At 66.1% G+C, this 18,093-nt stretch carries 16 protein-coding genes; 11 read left to right on the forward strand and 5 right to left on the reverse strand.

Annotated elements, in window-relative coordinates:
- The first annotated feature begins 58 nt into the window (after positions 1–58).
- On the forward strand, positions 59–1,612 hold the full coding sequence (gene guaA / locus KBX14_RS04220; protein ID WP_256041895.1) for a glutamine-hydrolyzing GMP synthase: 1,554 nt from the start codon (positions 59–61) through the stop codon (positions 1,610–1,612).
- A gap of 1 nt (position 1,613) precedes the next feature.
- Here the strand turns inward: guaA and KBX14_RS04225 are convergent, their stop codons facing one another.
- On the reverse strand, positions 1,614–2,690 hold the full coding sequence (locus KBX14_RS04225; protein WP_070363031.1) for a PspC domain-containing protein: 1,077 nt from the start codon (positions 2,688–2,690) through the stop codon (positions 1,614–1,616).
- Positions 2,691–2,801: 111 nt separating this feature from the next.
- On the opposite strand from KBX14_RS04225, the gene KBX14_RS04230 reads away from it, so the two are divergent.
- Positions 2,802–3,929 (forward strand): ATP-binding protein, encoded by a 1,128-nt coding sequence (locus tag KBX14_RS04230; protein ID WP_070363030.1) that lies wholly within the window; start codon positions 2,802–2,804, stop codon positions 3,927–3,929.
- Positions 3,926–4,561, forward strand: coding sequence for a response regulator transcription factor (locus KBX14_RS04235; protein ID WP_070363029.1), 636 nt, complete (start codon positions 3,926–3,928; stop codon positions 4,559–4,561). Before KBX14_RS04230 ends, KBX14_RS04235 begins: the two co-directional genes overlap by 4 nt.
- Here KBX14_RS04235 and KBX14_RS04240 read toward each other — a convergent pair.
- Positions 4,558–6,453, reverse strand: coding sequence for an FAD/NAD(P)-binding protein (locus KBX14_RS04240; protein WP_256041896.1), 1,896 nt, complete (start codon positions 6,451–6,453; stop codon positions 4,558–4,560). The two genes, KBX14_RS04235 and KBX14_RS04240, sit on opposite strands and share 4 nt — an antisense overlap.
- 211 nt (positions 6,454–6,664) lie before the next feature.
- Here KBX14_RS04240 and KBX14_RS04245 point away from each other — a divergent pair, with 211 nt between their 5' ends.
- From KBX14_RS04245 to KBX14_RS04265, 5 genes are read left to right on the forward strand one after another with little or no spacing between them, the layout of a single operon-like run.
- Positions 6,665–8,218, forward strand: coding sequence for a TIGR04028 family ABC transporter substrate-binding protein (locus tag KBX14_RS04245; RefSeq protein ID WP_305083525.1), 1,554 nt, complete (start codon positions 6,665–6,667; stop codon positions 8,216–8,218).
- Positions 8,203–9,216 carry an ABC transporter permease gene (locus KBX14_RS04250; RefSeq protein ID WP_083290815.1) on the forward strand — a complete coding sequence of 338 codons (1,014 nt, stop codon included), beginning with the start codon at positions 8,203–8,205 and terminating at the stop codon, positions 9,214–9,216. The genes KBX14_RS04245 and KBX14_RS04250 overlap by 16 nt, the downstream gene beginning before the upstream one ends.
- A 5-nt stretch (positions 9,217–9,221) precedes the next feature.
- Entirely contained in the window at positions 9,222–10,034 is an 813-nt protein-coding gene (locus KBX14_RS04255) for an ABC transporter permease (RefSeq protein ID WP_070363026.1), read from the forward strand.
- A gap of 3 nt (positions 10,035–10,037) precedes the next feature.
- Positions 10,038–11,648 carry an ABC transporter ATP-binding protein gene (locus KBX14_RS04260; protein ID WP_256041897.1) on the forward strand — a complete coding sequence of 537 codons (1,611 nt, stop codon included), beginning with the start codon at positions 10,038–10,040 and terminating at the stop codon, positions 11,646–11,648.
- Entirely contained in the window at positions 11,641–12,864 is a 1,224-nt protein-coding gene (locus KBX14_RS04265; RefSeq protein ID WP_256041898.1) for an alkylhydroperoxidase domain protein, read from the forward strand. The genes KBX14_RS04260 and KBX14_RS04265 overlap by 8 nt, the downstream gene beginning before the upstream one ends.
- Here the strand turns inward: KBX14_RS04265 and KBX14_RS04270 are convergent.
- Positions 12,861–13,295, reverse strand: coding sequence for a hypothetical protein (locus KBX14_RS04270; RefSeq protein ID WP_256041899.1), 435 nt, complete (start codon positions 13,293–13,295; stop codon positions 12,861–12,863). The two genes, KBX14_RS04265 and KBX14_RS04270, sit on opposite strands and share 4 nt — an antisense overlap.
- A gap of 108 nt (positions 13,296–13,403) precedes the next feature.
- Here KBX14_RS04270 and KBX14_RS04275 point away from each other — a divergent pair, with 108 nt between their 5' ends.
- Both KBX14_RS04275 and KBX14_RS04280 read left to right on the forward strand, forming a co-directional pair.
- Positions 13,404–14,117, forward strand: coding sequence for a hypothetical protein (locus tag KBX14_RS04275; protein WP_256041900.1), 714 nt, complete (start codon positions 13,404–13,406; stop codon positions 14,115–14,117).
- Complete coding sequence (locus KBX14_RS04280; protein ID WP_256041901.1) at positions 14,114–15,658, forward strand: DNA polymerase Y family protein; 1,545 nt, start codon at positions 14,114–14,116, stop codon at positions 15,656–15,658. Before KBX14_RS04275 ends, KBX14_RS04280 begins: the two co-directional genes overlap by 4 nt.
- 3 nt (positions 15,659–15,661) lie before the next feature.
- On the opposite strand, the gene KBX14_RS04285 is transcribed toward KBX14_RS04280, so the two are convergent.
- Entirely contained in the window at positions 15,662–16,255 is a 594-nt protein-coding gene (locus tag KBX14_RS04285; RefSeq protein ID WP_256041902.1) for a hypothetical protein, read from the reverse strand.
- Between the two features lie 143 nt (positions 16,256–16,398).
- Between KBX14_RS04285 and KBX14_RS04290 the strand changes: the two genes are divergently transcribed.
- Positions 16,399–17,304 (forward strand): sucrase ferredoxin, encoded by a 906-nt coding sequence (locus tag KBX14_RS04290; RefSeq protein WP_256041903.1) that lies wholly within the window; start codon positions 16,399–16,401, stop codon positions 17,302–17,304.
- Here the strand turns inward: KBX14_RS04290 and KBX14_RS04295 are convergent.
- The gene (locus KBX14_RS04295; RefSeq protein ID WP_256041904.1) at positions 17,301–18,089 is read right to left on the reverse strand and encodes an HAD family hydrolase; all 789 of its coding nucleotides are present in this window, start codon (positions 18,087–18,089) and stop codon (positions 17,301–17,303) included. The genes KBX14_RS04290 and KBX14_RS04295 overlap by 4 nt on opposite strands.
- Positions 18,090–18,093 lie beyond the last annotated feature (4 nt).

Consider the following 18,093-nt stretch of genomic DNA (forward strand, 5'->3'; position numbering starts at 1 on the left):
GGACACTGTCATCGGGCTCACGTACACATTAGGTGCTGCGTAGGTTAAGATTTGGTGCGTGACTACAGCTCAAACTCGCCCTGTTCTTGTTGTTGATTTCGGTGCGCAGTACGCGCAGCTCATTGCGCGTCGTGTGCGTGAGGCGCACGTGTTCTCCGAAGTCGTTCCGTCCACGATCTCCGCTGCGGAGGTGAAGGAGAAGCAGCCGCTGGCGCTTGTCCTGTCCGGCGGCCCGTCGTCCGTGTATGAGGATGGCGCCCCGCAGTTGGACCCTGAGATTTTCGAGTTGGGGATTCCGATCTTCGGCATCTGCTACGGCTTCCAGGTGATGACGCAGGCGCTCGGCGGCAAGGTTGAGCAGACCGGCGCCCGTGAGTACGGCCGCACGGCGATGAACGTCATGGGTGGTGTGCTGCACGCCGGCTTGCCGGAGGAGCACAAGGTGTGGATGAGCCACGGTGATTCGGTAGCGCAGGCTCCGGAGGGCTTCGAGGTCACCGCGTCTTCGAAGGGTGCGCCGGTCGCCGCGTTCGAGAACGTGGAGCGCAAGTTCGCCGGTGTGCAGTACCACCCGGAGGTGATGCACTCGCCGCACGGCCAGGAGGTGCTGACGCGCTTCCTCACCGAGATCGCTGGTCTGGAGCAGAACTGGACGGCATCCAATATTGCGGAGCAGCTCATTGAGCAGGTTCGCACCCAGGTTGGGGACGGCTACGCCATCTGTGGCCTGTCCGGTGGTGTGGACTCGGCTGTTGCTGCGGCGCTGGTGCAGCGCGCGATCGGTGACCGCCTAACGTGCGTGTTTGTGGACCACGGCCTGCTGCGTCAGGGCGAGCGCGAACAGGTGGAGAAGGACTTCGTCGCTGCGACCGGCGCGAAGCTTGTCACTGTCGATGAGCGCAAGGCCTTCCTGGACAAACTGGCCGGGGTGACCGAGCCGGAGGCCAAGCGCAAGGCGATCGGTGCGGAGTTCATCCGTTCCTTCGAGCGCGCCGTGGCTGATGTGTTGTCGGACCACAAGGTGGACTACTTGGTGCAGGGCACGCTGTACCCGGACGTCGTCGAGTCGGGCGGTGGCACCGGTACCGCGAACATTAAGAGCCACCACAACGTCGGCGGTCTGCCGGATGACGTCGAGTTCGAGCTGGTCGAGCCGCTTCGTCTGCTGTTTAAGGACGAGGTCCGCGCGGTCGGCCGCGAGCTGGGCCTGCCTGAGGTGATCGTGAACCGTCAGCCGTTCCCGGGCCCGGGCCTGGGCATCCGCATCATTGGTGAGGTCACCGAGGAGCGCCTGGAAACCCTGCGCGCTGCTGACGCGATTGCTCGCGAGGAGCTGACCAAGGCTGGTCTGGATGACCAGATTTGGCAGTGCCCGGTCGTGCTGCTGGCCGATGTCCGCTCGGTGGGTGTGCAGGGCGACGGCCGCACCTACGGCCACCCGATTGTGCTGCGCCCTGTCGCGTCCGAGGATGCGATGACCGCGGACTGGGTACGCATCCCGTACGAGACGCTGGAGGCCATCTCGACCCGCATCACCAACGAGGTGGCGGACGTCAACCGCGTGGTGCTGGACGTGACCTCCAAGCCGCCGGCCACCATCGAGTGGGAGTAAGTCAGTTTCTTTCGCCCGCGTCCTCGCGGGCGTAGTACGCGGACACGGATCCGACGCGCTGCGACACGTTAATCGTGAGTAGTGCGCTGTCTGTGTTCGCGTTTTGTCGTTCTTCGGGGCATGCGGCCTCGCCGATGTTCACCTTGCAGTTGATGTCGACGGGGACGTTTTCCGGCAGGATGATATCGGTGCTGCCGATGTTGTTCGCAATGTTGACCGTTTTCGGCTCACTCAGCGGTTCGAGATCGGTGAAGTCGATGTAGGACTCGCCGATGAAGTCGGGGGTGCCCATTGGGTCTGGTAGCTCGTCGACGTCGTACACGGTGATGTACGCGCTGCCGAAGCGGCTGTAATTGCCAAGTCGCACTTCGCTGGTGGCCCCCAGCGCAAACACTGTTGCCGTTGTCAGCACCAGCGTGACGGGGATCCACAGCCAGTAGCGCTTCTTTGGTCGCGCACGCTCCGGCGCTGGCTCGGTTGGTTCGGGTAGGTGCCACAGCCCGGGTGCCGCGCCGAGCGGGTCCCACGCGGGTGGCGTGCCAGGATGCTCGTAGCCTTCGGACACGGTGAGGTGCGAGGTGTCCACGGTGGGGCCTTCGCTTGTCGGCGCCTCCTCGGGGTTCATTGCCAGCAGTCCTGCCGGGGGCTCGGGTCGGCGCTGGTGAGCGAGGTACCAGCCGAGCGAGAACAACACGAACGTAACGAGCACCCCGTTGAGATCGCCTGCGGCTGAGACAGATGGGAAGAAGACCACTAGGCCAAGCAGCAGCCACCAACCGGTGCTGCGGTCCTTCTTCTCCGGTTCGGTGAGTTGTTCTTTCGGCGTGATAATTGCGTTCCACGGGCTGCGGGTCATGCCGAAGCGTGGCATGTTGATCCAGCACAGCAGGTAGAGGAAGAGGCCACCACCGAATATGAGTGCAAGTGCTACGAAGATAACGCGGATCAGTGTCGGGTCGATTTGGTAGCGGGCGCCGATGCCTTCGCAGACGCCGCCGATGGCAGCCTTGCCGCCCTGGTCCTTTGGGATGCGGGGTGGGCGGGTCTCCCACATGCGCTTCAGTGTGTTGGTTTCCATGTCTTTATTGTCCCGTGGTGGGCCCGCGGGCGGTATCGGGAATGACCCTGATTTTTGATTTCAGGGTTTACCCCGATGTGCCCAAGGAACTGTGCGTGTAAAGATGAGTGCATGTCTGCTTTGTATCCCCGGCTGACCCGGGACCCGTCCCGCCGCGTCATTGCGGGTGTGGCTTCTGGCGTGGCGGGACACCTTGGGGTGGATGTGCGGTGGGTGCGGCTGTTTTTTGTTGTCGCCAGTTTCGCCGGTGGGCTGGGGGCGTTACTGTACTCGGGCTTGTGGATGTTCACCCCGGTTGCCGAGAGCACCGAGCCTCGGCAGCGTCCTGGAGCGCTGGATGTTTTCCTCGTGTTGGTGGGGTTTGTGGGCGCGCTGCTGTCCTTGCAGGGCTCCTCGGGTGTTGGATCGGCTGTGCTGTTCGTGGTTGGCGTACTCATAGTGGGTGCGATTATCGCGTTGCAGGCCTACGACCGCGGTACGGCCTCATGGAAGAACCTCGCGGCGCTGTCCTTGGGAGCGCTGCTCGTGATGGGTGGGGTGCTGGCGGTAGCGCTGATGGGGGAAAGCAGCGGGGTCGCCGGTGTGGTTGTCTCTGTGCTGGTGACGGTGCTGGGGGTGGCGGTGCTGGTGGTGCCGTTGATTACGAAGTTGGCGAACTCGCTCGTCGCGGAGCGTGAACAGAAGGCGGTGGCGGACCAGCGCGCGGAGATCGCCTCCCGCTTGCATGACTCGGTGCTGCAGACCTTGGCGCTGATTCAGCGCCAGGCGGGTGACCCGGACGAGGTGGTTCGGCTTGCCCGTGGCCAGGAGCGTGAGCTTCGCGCCTGGCTGTTCGACGATACCGTGTCCAACCACACCACCACCTTCGCCGCGTTGCGCAAGGCTGCTGGCGAGGTGGAGGACGCCTATGGGGTCGTGATTCAACCGGTCACGGTGGGAGACGACTTTCCTTTCGACAAGCGCACCGAAGCGGTCGTGCTCGCCGCCCGGGAGGCGATGGTCAACGCCGCAAAGCATGCGGGGGTGGACACGATCGACGTCTACGCGGAGCACCTCGCGGGCAGGCTCGAGGTGTTCGTGCGCGACCGGGGTGCCGGCTTCGACCCGGAGGCGGTGCCGGCGGACCGGCACGGGCTGCGCGATTCCATCGTGGGGCGGGTTGAGCGGGTTGGGGGAGAGGCGCACGTGGTGTCGTCGATAGGCAATGGCTCCGAGATCGAACTAGCGTTAGACCTATGACGCGCGTGTTTCTCGTAGACGACCACTCGGTGTTTCGGGCCGGAGTGAAGGCCGAACTGGCTGCCGCAGGCGACGGCCAGCTGGACATCGTCGGTGAGGCTGGCACGGTCGCCGAGGCGGTGCGAGGGATCGAGCAGACACAGCCCGACGTCGTGCTTCTCGACGTCCACATGCCCGACGGCGGCGGCCTCGCAGTGCTGAAGCGTGCACCCGGCCCGGCGTACTTGGTGCTCAGCGTGTCCGACGCCGCCGAAGACGTCATTGCCCTAATCCGCGCGGGCGCCCGCGGGTACGTGACCAAGAACATCGCGGGCGCGGAGCTCGCGGAGGCCATCGAGCGGGTACGCGGCGGGGACGCGTACTTCTCGCCGCGCCTGGCGGGGTTCGTGCTTGATGCGTTTGCGAGCAGGCCTGTCGTCGAGGAGGACGACCCGGCGGTGGACTCGCTGACCCGGCGCGAACTCGAGGTGCTGCGCCTGCTGGCGCGGGGCTACACGTACAAGGAGATCGCGCAGCGCCTGTTCATTTCCGTGAAGACGGTGGAGACGCATGCGTCGAGTATTTTGCGTAAGACGCAGACCTCGAACCGCCACCAGTTGACCCGGTGGGCGGTTGCGCGCGACCTGGGCTAGCGTACACCTACCTGCCGCAGCAGCGACTGTGCGGTTTTGTCTGTTTCCTGCAGCATGCGCGGGTCGGTGCCGGGCATTGGGGAGATGGTGGTGTCTGCCCACTGCTTGCCGGTGGGGATGCCTGCGATGTGCAGGCGCGGGTCCAGGGTGCCGTCGGGGTGGATGGTGCGGCGGGTATCTGCGTCGGTTTCGGGGGAGCCGGTGGGCGTGCCGAAGGGCGCGAAGGGGCGGATGCGCTCGCTTTCCAACAGTGACGCGGTCAGTGGGTCGGCTGCGCGGGTGATGTTAGGGGACGGCAGGAAGGCGTCTGCGAGGGTGTCCGCGGTGACGGTGCGCTCGGCGCTGGTGGCCGTGAAGTGTGTGCCCGATTGCGTGACGGTTGGGGTTGGGCCGAGCAGGGTGACCAGGCCGGCGTCGATAAGCGCGAGGAGCTCGCGGGAGCGGAACATCGGAGGACCGGAGCCGACCATCTGGCCGAATGCCATGTAGTCGGAGAGCGCGCCGCGCTGGTCCTCCGGGGTGCCGCGGCCGTTCTCGACGGCGATGGCGGTTGGTTTGCGGCCTGCGGAGATCACCCACAGGGCGGACTTGATGGGGGAGTCCTGAGCGGCGATGGCCTCGGCGATGTCGCGGGCCAGGGCGTCGGCGATGACACAGTTCAGGCTTTCGGTGTCGAGGCCTTCGCACCCGGCGAGGGGGTCGATCCAGTAGGAGATGTCGAAGGGGTCGGTGGTGGCGTCGGCAAGGGATTCGTTGAGTGCGCGGGCGCAGGGCAGGAGGCTGGTGCGGGTGGCGGCCTCAGACACTGGGGCGGCGTCGATGCGCGCGATGATGTCCGCAAGCGGGATCCGCAGGGCGTCGGGGCGTACGCGTGCGAGGGTGGTGTAATAGGCGGCGTAGGAGTCGCGGATGAGTGCGGGCCAGAGCTGCTCGCCGAAGCTGAGTGTTGTGGCGTCGCTGTGCTGCTCGATCGCGGCGCGCAGTCGTGAGAGGTCGGCCTTGGGCGGCAGCGAGTGGTACTCGGATTTCGGCAGGTAGGGGTAGCCGCGGCCCGAGGTGACCACGAGGTGAGGCTCGGCACCGCTGGGCTCGTAGCGCAGGCCGGAGCGGGTGTCGGCGGGCACGAAGCGGCCGCCGCGGTTGATGGTGCTCAGCGCCATGAGGTCGAAAAAGCCCATGCCAAGGCCGCGCACGATTGCGGTTTCGCCAGCAACCAGCGTATCGACGTCCTGTTCCACCGGGTTGCCCGGCTGAATCCAGTGCCCGCGGAAGGCCACCGGGTGCTCGGGGACGACCCAGCCGGTGGCGAGCACGGTGGCGTCGGCGTGGACGGTGGTGCCGTCCTCAAGCGTGATGGCGTCGCGGCCGTTCTCGGCGGTGATGCGCTGCGCGCGGGAGCGGTGGTTGGTGACGGTCACGTGTTCGGGGAGCTGCGCCAGCGCGACCGTGAGGACCCAGTGGAGGTACTCGCCGTACAGCGCGCGGGATGGGTTGGACTCCGGGCGGGTGGCAGCCAGCTCCGCGCCGAAGTCGGCGGTGACGTGGTCGGGGGTTGGGTGGGCGTCGAAAAGTGATTGCTTGGTGGCGGACACGGCGTCGCGCTCGCCGCGCAGGAGTTGGATCCACTCGTACATGGTCGGGCCCTCGAGTACGGGGGCGGTGACGGTCGCGCCGGGTTCGGTGAAGAGGGTGACGGCGCCGGCCAGCGTGTTCATGCACAGCGTGTGGGTTTGTGTGGTGTCCCAGACGCGCCCGGCGCCGTGCTGGGCGTCGTCGATGAGGTGGATTGTCAGCGACTGGGTGGAATTAGATTCGTTGAGCGTGGCGGCGACGCGTTCGATGATGGAAATGCCACGTGGACCTGCGCCGACGATGGCGATTGCTGGCTGCACTGTGTGTTCCTTCCTGTTGCGACAGTGACCGTTTAGACTGCTTAGTCTAGACGCATGAGACCGCTCCGTCTAATCTGTGTTAGCGTTATCGCTCATCGAAGGGAGAACAGTGAAGCACACACGTCGAACGCAGGCCGGAGCGCTGCTTGCGGCTACCACGCTACTCGGATTATGCACCGCATGTGCAGGGCAAACAGAGCAAAGCGGGGACATGCAGGCAATCACGTACCTGGAGCCGAACTGGTTTACCTCGCTCTATCCGCCTGCGGCCGGGTTCTACCCGAATGGTGGCGTCGTGAATCAAATAACAGACAGACTGCTCTATCAGGACCCGGAGACGCTCGAGCTGCACCCGTGGATCGCCACGAAGCTGCCGGAGATCAACGAGGACGCGACGGTATACACGTTCGACATCCGCACCGACGTCACCTACTCCGACGGCTCGCCGCTCACCGCGGAGAACGTCGTGGCCAACTTCGACCTCTACGGCAAAGGCGACAAGGAGCGGCTGCTCAACGCCTCCGAGCAGATCTCGAACTACGACTATGGCGAGGTCATCGACGAAGACACGGTGCGCTTCCACTTCACCGCACCCTCGCCGGGGTTCGCCCAGGCGGTCTCCGTGTACAACGCCGGGCTGCTTTCCGACGCCACCCTGGCGCTCGACAACGAGTCCTTCGGGCCGGGCAGCGCCCACAACATCATCGGCTCCGGCCCGTTCGTCATCGCCGGTGAGGAGCTGGGCACCTCCATCGAGCTGCGGGCGCGCGAGGACTACGACTGGGCACCGCCCATCCTCGAACACCAGGGCCGCGCCCGGCTGGACAGCGTGACGTACCGGCTCGCCGCCGAAGAGGCGATGCGCACCGGCGCGGTCCTATCCGGGCAGGCGGACATCGTGCGCGACGTGACTGCGTCCGCCGAGCGCCACCTGAAAGACCGCGGCGTGCAGATTGTCTCCCGCGGCACGAACGCGATGAACAACCAGATCGCGATGCGCCCGCAGCACCCGTACCTGCAGGACATCCGGGTGCGCCGCGCGATCACGCACAGCGTGGACCGCGAAGAGCTGCTGCGCATCCTGTTCTCTGACTCCTACCCGCTGGCGACCTCGAGCGTGGCCGCCACCGGCTTGGGCTACAAGAACCAGGGCGACGCCTACACATACGACCCGGAGCTTGCCCGGCAGCTCCTCGATGAGGCCGGGTGGGTCGTGGGTGGCGACGGCATCCGCGTCAAGGACGGGGAGCGTCTGCACCTGACCGTCAACTACGCGCAGACCCAGCCGCGCGCCCGCGAAGTGATGACGATGGTGCAGTCCAACCTGCGCGACATCGGCATTGAGCTCTCCGTGCTCTCCGGCGACCGTTCGACGCAAAACGTGGCGTCGAAGGACCCGAACAAGGTGCAGCTCTACCACACGATGGTCGGCCGGGCGGACTACGACGCCATCGAGTCGCACTACGCGGTCGGGCGCCGAGACTCCTTCATTAACCAGGATGAAAACGACAACGTGATCGACCAGCACCTCGAAGACCTGCTGCAGACCGTGGTCTCCACACCCGACGACGCCGGCCGGGCCCGCGCAGTGGAAGCCGTCCAAGATTACGTCACTGAGCAGGCCTACACGCTGCCGCTGTTCGAAGAACCACAGGTATACGCCGTCAGCCCACGTCTGTGCGGGTTCGGCGTGGAAGCCGTTGCACGCCCTGCGCTCTATAGCGCCTACCTCCAGGAAGGGGATACGCCATGCCGTACATCGTAAAGCGGGTAGGCCAAGCACTGATCGTGCTGCTGCTGACCTACACTCTCGCATTCTTTCTGCTTTCGGCTCTGCCATCCGACGGTGTCATGGCCCGCTACGCTGACCCGGCACTGGGACTCAGCCAGGCTGAGATTGAGGCGATCCGTTCGGAGATGGGCGTCGATAAGCCGTTGCTTACGCAGTACGTGGCGACGCTGACGGGTCTGTTCACCGGCAGTCTCGGCTACTCCGTGCGTACTGGTACGCCGGTGGGCCAGCTCATCGCCGACGCCCTGCCGCATACGCTGGCGTTGGCCGCGACCTCGGTCGGGCTCGCGATCATCGTGGCACTCATCACCGCATTCGTCGCGACGCTGCCCGGCGCCGGGCGCATCGGCGCGCTGTTTCGCGCGGTGCCCTCCCTGATGGTGTCGCTGCCAGGGTTCTGGATCGCGATCGTGCTGCTGCAGCTCGTGTCCTTCGAGCTCGGCTGGATCAACGTGATTGCGCCGGGCCCGCTCGAGGGGCTCGTGCTGCCGACGCTCACGCTGTCCGTCCCGATGGCGGCCCCGCTCGCGCAGGTGCTGATCCGCTCCATCGACGAGGTGCAGCGCAGCCCATTCGTGCAGGTGGCGCGTGCGCGCGGCGCGAGCGAGACCCGCATCTTCTGGTCCGACGTGCTGCGAAACGCGCTGCTCCCAGCGCTGACCATGGCTGGTTTGCTCTTCGGCGAGCTCGTCGGTGGTGCTGTGGTGACGGAAACCGTCTTCGGGCGTACGGGGTTGGGCTCCATGGTGGTCACCGCCGTGTCGAACCGCGACACGCCGGTGCTGCTGGGCGTAGTCCTCATCGCGGCGGTGGCGTACGTGACCATCAACCTCATCATTGACCTGCTCTACCCGGTGCTTGACGTGCGGCTGCGCACCGCCGGCGGACCGTTTGCCGCAACACCGAAGCAGTACGCCAGCCAGTCCGCCGACGCCATCGACGTGCGGGCAATCGAAACGGGACGGGAGTAGCAACCATGCGAACGACGAATTGGAAACAGCATTGGAAACAACCAGGCACGGTTCTCGCACTGCTCGTGCTGCTGCTTGCGTGCGCGTGGGCCCTGCTGCCGGGCATATTTGCCACGCACGACCCATACAAGGGCGTCGACGTGGCCCTTGCAGCGCCGAGCGCGGAGCACTTCTTCGGCACCGACGCCGTGGGGCGCGACGTGTACTCGCGCGTGGTCTACGGCGCGCGCCAGTCGCTGCTCGGCGCGGTGATCGCGGTGGCGGTCGGGCTGGTGTTCGGCACGCTGATTGGCCTGGTGGCGGGCGCGCTGCGAGGCAAAGTCGACACCGTACTGATGCGGATCGTGGACGTCCTGCTCGCTATCCCAGGCATCCTGCTGTCTCTGTCCATCATCATCGTGCTGGGCTTCGGCTCGCTGCAGGCCGCGTTCGCCGTCGGTATGACCACGGTGGCGACGTTCGCCCGCCTCGCCCGCTCGCAGGTGATGCAGGTTGCCGGTGCCGACTTCGTAGAGGCCGCCTACGGTTCAGGTGCGACGAAGTCCCAGGTGCTGGTGCGCCACATCCTGCCGAACTCGCTCACCCCGGTCATCGCGCTGGCGGCCCTGCAGTTCGGCACGGCGATCCTGCAGCTGTCCATCCTCGGGTTCCTCGGCTACGGTGCCCCGCCGCCGATCCCGGAGTGGGGCCTCATCATCGCCGAAGGCCGCGACTTCATGGCCACCGCCTGGTGGATCATCGTCCTGCCCGGCGTGGCGATCATCGCCACCGTCATGAGCGCGAACCACCTGTCCCAACTCATTCGTACGGAGGCCTAACCCATGCAACCCCTGCAACCTTTACTTGAAGTACGTGGCCTGACCGTCGCGTACGGCAATCAGCCGCCATCGGCGCAAGACGTGTCCTTTTCCGTCGCGCCTGGCAAACTCACCGCGATCGTGGGGGAGTCCGGCTCTGGCAAGACGACCTCGGTGATGGCGACTCTGGGACTCCTCGGCGGGTCCGCGCGGGTGCTGGACGGCGCAGTCTATTTCCAAGGCAAGGACATCACGCAGTTGTCTCCGCGGCAGTGGCGTCAGCTGCGCGGTGCGAAGATTGGCTTGGTGCCGCAGGACCCGAACAATTCGCTCAACCCGCTCAAGCCCGTCGGGGCCTCGATCGAGGAGGCGATGGCGGTCCACGGTATTGGCACAGCCGCCTCCCGTCGCGCACGCGCGCTGGAGCTCATGGAGGCCGTCGGCATCGACGACCCGCAGCGCCGCCACGGCCAGTACCCGCACGAGCTCTCGGGCGGGATGAAGCAGCGCGTGCTCATCGCAGCAGCCATCGCGCCCGAGCCGCAGGTACTGATCGCCGACGAGCCGACGTCCGCCCTGGATGTGACCGTGCAGGAAAAGGTGCTGGACGTGCTCGACGAGATGCGTGAGCGCCTCAACCTCGGCATCGTGCTGATCACGCACGACTTGGCGGTGGCGGGTGACCGTGCCGACGACGTGGTGATTATGCAGCGCGGCGTCGTCGTGGAGGAAGGCCCCGCCGCGGAGGTGCTCGCCGACCCGCAAGAGGAGTATTCACAGCGCCTGCTTGCCGACGCCCCTTCGCTCGCCGTCGCGAACGCCTACCACCGGCCAGCGCCGGACGGCGACGTGCTGGTGCGCGTGGATCAGCTGCGCCAGGAGTATGGGGACTTCGTGGCCGTCAATGACGTCTCCTTCGAAGTGAAGCGAGGGTCCACGCACGCGATTGTGGGCGAATCCGGCTCCGGGAAGACCACGACTGGGCGGGCGATCTCCCTGTTCCGGGATCCGACGAGCGGCAGCGTCACCATCGGCGGCAACGTCGTGACCGGCGTCGACGACGCCACCCGCCGGAAGCTGCGCTCCACGGTGCAGCTGGTGCACCAGAACCCGTTTTCTTCCCTGAACCCTAAAATGACGGTGGAGGCCATCGTGGCCGAGCCGGTTCGGAACCTGACGGGGGCGTCGAAACGCGAGGCGCGCGCGAAGGCGCACGAGGTGCTGGCGCGCGTGGCGCTGGACCCGCAGCAGTTCGCGCGGCGCACCCCGTCGCAGCTTTCCGGCGGGCAGCGCCAGCGTGTCGCTATTGCGCGTGCGCTCGTGGTGGAGCCGGAGCTCGTCGTGTTCGATGAGGCGGTTTCCGCGCTCGACGTGACGGTGCAGGCGCAGATCCTCCGGCTGCTGGAGGACCTGCAGCAAGAGCTGGGCCTGACCTACATATTTATTTCCCATGATTTGGCGGTGGTGCGCCAGGTTTCGGACACGGTCAGCGTGCTCAGCCGTGGTACCCAGGTGGAGTATGGCCCGACGGACGACGTCTTCCAGTGGCCGCGCCACGAAGTGACAAAGAACTTGATCCATGCAATCCCGGGCGCGCGCTTCCGTGCCCGGCAGTTAGGAGAATTTAGTGTCTAACATCATCGATACGCTTGCCGACGCCTCTCCGGAACTCGCGCGCCTTCGCAGGCGCCGCCCGGAAGCAGTCGAGAACGCGGAGCTCACGTTTACCGCTCTGTTCGAGCCCGCCGACGAGGGGGATGTGCCGCTGGCCTGGCGCTATGGTGTCGCCGCGTTCGTGGCAGGGCTCACCGGGCTACCAACTGCGAGCGCGTTCTATCGGGAGCTGCTCGAGGACCTCGAAGACCAAGCCCCCGGCCTCGCCGAGGCCGTCGACGCCGCTATTGCGCGCGGTGCATCCGAGGGGCCGTACTGGCACGGCGACTTCGTCCTGTTCGGTGACGTCATTGGGGAGGCGTCGGAGCAGTTCGCCGCCGCCCTGGACTTCGCACACCTGCTGGTTGTCCACCCGAAGGATTCCACCGCCGCAGCGATTGGGCACCTGCAGTCCGCCGGGTGGAGCGACAACGGCATCGTGACGTTGGGGCAGCTCATCGCGTTCGTGGCGTTCCAGTTGCGCGTCGTGCACGGCGTGCGGGTGCTCGGCGGGGTTGACGCTGGTGAGACGCAGCGGGCGTCGATTAGCGGGCGCGCGCACGGCGTGGCTGACCCCGGCTGGGAGCCCGGGCCGCGCACCCTGTTGCCCGAGGTCGTGGCGCCGACGAAGTTCGTGGAGCACTCCCTGGGCTGGCGCGCGTGGGTGCCCAGCCTGGACAAGTCCGAATTCACCGACGAGCACCGCGACGCGCTGCTCAAGCCCGAACGAATCGATATGGAGTACTTCCGGCTGCTCGCGCGTGACCCTGCGGTGCTCAAGGCTCGCACCCTGACTGACCTGGACATTTTCTACAACACCGACGGCGGGCTGGGGCGCGCCGAGCGCGAACTCGCCGCGACCGTGGTCTCCCGTCTCAACGGGTGCGAGTACTGTGCTTCCGTGCACCAGGGGCGCGCGAAGCAGGAAGGCGGCGACGCCGAGGCGATCTCCCGGCTCCTTGCCGAAGGCGTGACCGCGGACCTGGGCACCCCGCTGTGGAACGCGCTGCGCGACGCCGCCGTGGCGCTCACACACACGCCGATCGCGTTCTCGCAACAGCACGTCGAAGCCCTCCGCGAGGCCGGCTGCGGCGAGCTCGAGATCCTTGACCTGATCAACTCGGCGGCGTTCTTCAACTGGGCCAACCGCCTCATGCTCAGTCTCGGTGCGGCTGACGTACCGAAGCGCTACCGCTAGCGCTTCTGGATGGGCGCTGTAGGCGCGTATGCGAGGCGCCGCGTGCCGTCGACGTGCGGCATGAGCACCCACGCCACCACAAACAGCCCACCCGCAAGCAGCGCCAGCCCCCAGCCGGGCAGCGGCGCGATCAGCGGGCTCAGCATGATTGCGAGCCACCACAGCATCAGCGGCACCACCATGCTGAGCGACGGCACCTGCGAGACGTTGCGGCTGCGCGCAAACTCGGCCATAGCCTTGCGGTACGGGTGCGCCCGGGTGGTGAAGCGGGCAACGAGCACCGCCGCGAGAGCAACGCCGACTTTTACGGCTGCGGGTAGCGGTGCCGCCATCACGCTTATCGACGCCGCTACGCACCCCGCCGCCACCGCCCGCACAACGGGTGGCGTGGGAATTGGGGTGACGCGGTTGCGGAAGTCTGCGTAATACATAGGGCAGAGCGTACAGCATGGTGTCTCGCTTTTTGTGGCACAGGGATTCGAAACCCTGTTCGACCTTTACTGTTGCTCGTGTCGGGGGCGCGTTGCATACTTACAGGCATGAATGGAACACCTATTCGCTTGCGTGAGTTCGCCTCGGACGGTGGCGGACAGCTCAGCAAAGCTGAGCAGATTGCGCAACTCCGAGCGCAATTAGCCGAGCTCGACGGTGGTGCTGTGCAGGAGCCGATCGGGAGCGAGGGTGTTGTTCCGCTGTCTGCAGAGTTGGCGCGCGTGCTCCCGAACGGGGGTTTGCCAAGACGGCAAGTCACGCAGGTGAGCGATACGCCGTCGCTTATCGTAGAGATCCTGCGGCAGGTCACGGAAGCCGGAGGATACGCGGCCGTGGTGGGGTGGCCGGAGTTGTCCTACGCAGAGCTCTCGGAGCAAGCGCTGCGCAGAACCGTAGCGGTTCCGGAACCGGGGATGGACGCCATGCACGCCGCAGGGGTGCTCGCCGAGGGACTAGACGTGGTGGTGCTACACACCCGAAGCGAAATCCAGTACACGCCCGCCCAGGCACGTCCACTGCTTGCCCGCGTGCGCGCCGGGGAGGCGGCGATGCTGTGCGTGAACGCGACGGTGCCTTCGCCTGCATTGCGCATGAGCGCGGACATTGCTAGCTTCCACGGCATCGGGCGCGGCCGTGGGCGCATCGCAGGCATTGACCTGGAGGTGTCCGCGCACGCGAAAGGCTGGAAGCGGCCACCGGCACTGCTGACGCTTGGGGCCGCGACGGGCGGTGTCACGCATCTGAAAGCGGTGCCCTCATGAGGGTTGCGGCGCTCTGGTTCCCGGATTGGCCCGTGCAAGCAGCCAAGCTCGAAGCCGAGGACACGCTGGAGGAACCGATCGCGATCGCGGCGCAGCACCGTATCAAGGTGTGTTCGCAGGAGGCGCGGCGCGCCGGGGTCCGCCGTGGGATGCGGGTGCGCAACGCGCAGGCCGTCGCGCCTGAGCTGACGGTGGTGGAGGACAACCCGGAGCGCGACGGCCGCACGTTCAGCGCGCTCGCGGGATCCCTGGATGACGTGGCGGCCTCCGTGGAAGTGCTGCGCCCTGGCCTGGTGGTTGCGGACCTCGCCGCGGCGGCGAAGTTCCACGGCGATGAAGATACGGCGCTTGAGATGCTTCTCGACGCCGCCGCACGCCACGGCATCGACGTCATGGCAGGGGCGGCGGACGAGATCGCCACGGCCGTGATCGCCACCCGGAGCTCGCACGTGGTTGCAGCGGGGGAGTCGGCGCAGTTCCTTGCAGTACAGCCGCTTCGGGTGCTCACCGCCGAGACAGCACTCGGCGCGGACCCGGAAACGGTCCGTACCCTGGGCCAGCTGGGCATCCAGACGCTGGGGCAGCTCGCGCAACTGCCGGCCTCTGCCGTGATGACTCGCTTCGGGGTCGCGGGCATCCACCTCCACCGGATCGCCAGCGCGGCCCCAGACCGGCGCGTCGCCCCGGAGCTACCCGTGGAGGACTTCGCCGTCGAGATGACGCCGGAGGAACCGATTGAGCGCGTCGACGCCGCCGCGTTCGCCGCCCGGGCGCTCGCGGCTACGCTGCACCAGCGCCTCAAGGGGGCCGGGGTGCACTGCCTCCGGCTGAAAATCTCCGCCGAGCTTGTCGACGCCACCCGGGTCGAGCGCGTGTGGCGCACCCGGGAAGCACTGACAGAGGCTGGCACCGCCGACCGGGTGCGCTGGCAGCTCGACGGCTGGCTCACCAACGGTGGCGCAGGGCCGATCGCCTCGCTCATGCTGGAACCACTTGAGCTTGCGCAGCCCGACATGGTGGGGGAGCTGTGGTCCGACGGGGCGTCGGACGAGGGGGCGCGGCGCGTGATCGAGCGGGTGCAGTCCCAGCTCGGAATGGAGGCGGTGCTGCAGCCGGTCGCGGTTGGAGGTCGCGGCGTGGCCGAGCGTATTCAGCTGGTGCCCTATGGGGAGGTGCCGCCGCAGGGCCGCGGGGCGTTCGTCGGCGCCGTTCCGTCACCACTTCCAGCCCGGCTCGGCGGTGGGATCGAACACCCGTCATCGCGGGTGCAGCTGCTGGACAGCTCCGACCAGCCGATACTGCTCAACGCCGAAGTCCTGCTCAGCGACCAGCCGACAACGCTAGTGTGGGGCAAGCGCTGCTACGACATCACCGCGTGGGCAGGGCCTTGGCCCGTTGACGAAGAGTGGTGGGGTGCTCATTCGACCCGGCTTGCGCGCCTCCAGGTGCTGGGTCACGACCAGGCGGTAGGAACAGGGCAGCGCGGGTGGTTGTTGGTGTGGCACCGGCAGCGCTGGAGCGTCGAGGCGCTCTACCACTAGGTGTTAGGACTGCACGATGTCGACGACCAGGCGCAGCGGGTGCTCCAGAATCTGCACCGAATACGGCAGGTCAGAGCGCAGCCCTACGACCACGCGGCTGCGACCCTCGTAGGTGCCGGCGTTGACGACGTCGATAATGTTGCCGGTCTCTGCCGGGGTATCCACCTTGATTTGGTCCGCGTCCAGGCCAAGTTCGTAGGGGTAGACGGTGCCGTCGATGTTGATATTGAGGAACGCGTTGCCGGTCACCTTCAGCGGTTTGCCGGTGATCTCCTGCATCGGGGTGGAGGTGTAATCCACGAACCAGCCCGGCTCGCCCTTGCCGACGAGGTCTACGACAACGCGGTCGAACCCCTCGTGGGTGCCCACACGCACGCCAGCCACGGCGAGCTGAGCAGGCGCGGAAGGCCGCTGAGTCTTCGGGCTCGCGTTCGCGGTACCGAGCGGGCGCAGCTGCGTCGTTGATGGCGCAGCATGCATCGAGCCGACGCGGGTCGCGGCCTGGTCCTGAGCAGGAGAGGACACGCACCTGGCGAGCACGGCGCCAGCAATGCAGGGCGTCAGCGCCGCAACGGCGAACTTCGGTAAGGGAAACACGCAAATTACCGTAGCCAGAACGAATCTCGAAGAGCAAAGCAGAACGGCAAAAAATCAAAAAGGTTATCAAAATGTTAACTGCCCGACTCGGTCCGGTTTAGGTATGCCTAATCAATCGGGAAATTTTCGCTACAGTAGGTGACATGACTACAGCCCATGCACGCACACTCTGCTCCGATACGGACAGTGAGCCGCTGCCGGGTACCGCGAAACCCGGCTCGACCTACGTTTTGTTTGAGTGGCCACACAAGTGGAGCCACGACGTACTCGACGGCGACACCTTCGGGGACGAACTGACCGAAAAGTTGAAAGCGCACATGCAGCGCTACAACGCCACCTTGCTGCTCATCCGCCACCCAACGAGGGAAGGCCGCCAGATTGAAGACCACCACGTCTACCTGGTCTTCGCCGACCAGGCAGCAACCGAGGTGCTGCACGTCGATGGGCCTGAGGAGATCCTGGATCTCGACCTGTCAGGCCCAGGGCAAAACAGCGCCAAGTCGCGTACGAAACCGCTGGTCCTGGTCTGTACCCACGCGAAGCGCGACATGTGCTGCGCCATCAAGGGTCGCCCCATCGTCAACGAGCTCGTAGAGAAGTACCCGTTTGGGCAGGGCAACGACGTGGTGTGGGAAACCTCGCACATCAAGGGGCACCGTTTTGCCGCCACGATGCTGCTCATGCCGTGGGCGTACAGCTTTGGCCGAATGAACCTTGAGGCTACTGAGGCCATGCTTGAAGCTGCGATGCGCGGCGAGTACTTCGTGCCGGGCAACCGCGGCCGCGGCACCTTCAGCCCGGTAGGTCAGGTGGCGGAAGTGGACGTCGCAACGCAGCTCGCCACCCGAGGGGACAAGGTGCGCTACGGCCAGCTCGAAGTCACCGCCGAGCGTATCGACGGCCCCTCCGCCCACGTCACCGTCACCGACACCGACGCCGACACTGCCTACGAGGTGACGTTGGAACAGCGCGACGTTGATGCCGTGATGGCATCATGCGGGAAGGACCCGAAGCCCGGCAAGAGCTGGGTCGCAGTCGGGCGCTCCTAGATGTAGCTGGGCAGCACGTCAGCGACCCTGTTGATCACGTGGTCGGTGCGCTGCTGCACCTCGGCGGGCGAGTGGTGGAAGCTGTGCGAGTGATCTGCGATCTCGTGCATGGACAGGTCATTCCACGAGTCGCCGAAGGTGTACAGCTCGATGTCTTCGCGTGGGACGTCGAGGAGCTGCAACAGTTCCTGGATACCCGCGCCCTTCGTGCGGCCCGGCGCCATGATGTCGATGAAATCCTGGTTCTGGGCCACTGACACATGTGGCAGCGCGCGCGTCCACTCGTAGACTTCGGCGCGAAGCGCTTCGTTGCCCGGGATCCACAAGGGGACGACGGCGAACTCGTGGTGGGGAATGTCGGCCGTGGTCATCCTGTCGAAGTTGACGGTAAAGCTGCTGCGGGCCTGGGTGTTGTTGCTGAACTCACCATCGACGTGGCCGATCGTGGTGCCGAACACCGCCACCCCATCCGTGTCAGCGAAGTGCGTGACCACCTGCTCGACGATCTCCGGGTCTACAAGGTGTGAGTAGAGCAGGCGCTCGTTGTCGCCGGTGGTTGCGGAGCCGCCGTTGGAGAGCACCTGGTAGTCGAAGCGGATGGGGCAGTGGCGCATTCCGAACTCGAGCGCGGTGCGCGAGCGTCCGGTGGCGGAAATGGCGATGTGGCCGGCGTCGCGCCAGGCCTGGATCGCGGCCATGTCGGCCGGGTCGAAGCCGTGCTCGCCCGTGTCAGTGTCCGTGGAATGATGAAGGGTGCCATCAAAATCAAACGCTGCGATTTTCATGGCA

The sequence above is a fragment of the Corynebacterium sp. CCUG 61414 genome, assembly GCF_024453945.1.
GTDB classification, from domain to species: domain Bacteria; phylum Actinomycetota; class Actinomycetes; order Mycobacteriales; family Mycobacteriaceae; genus Corynebacterium; species Corynebacterium pseudogenitalium.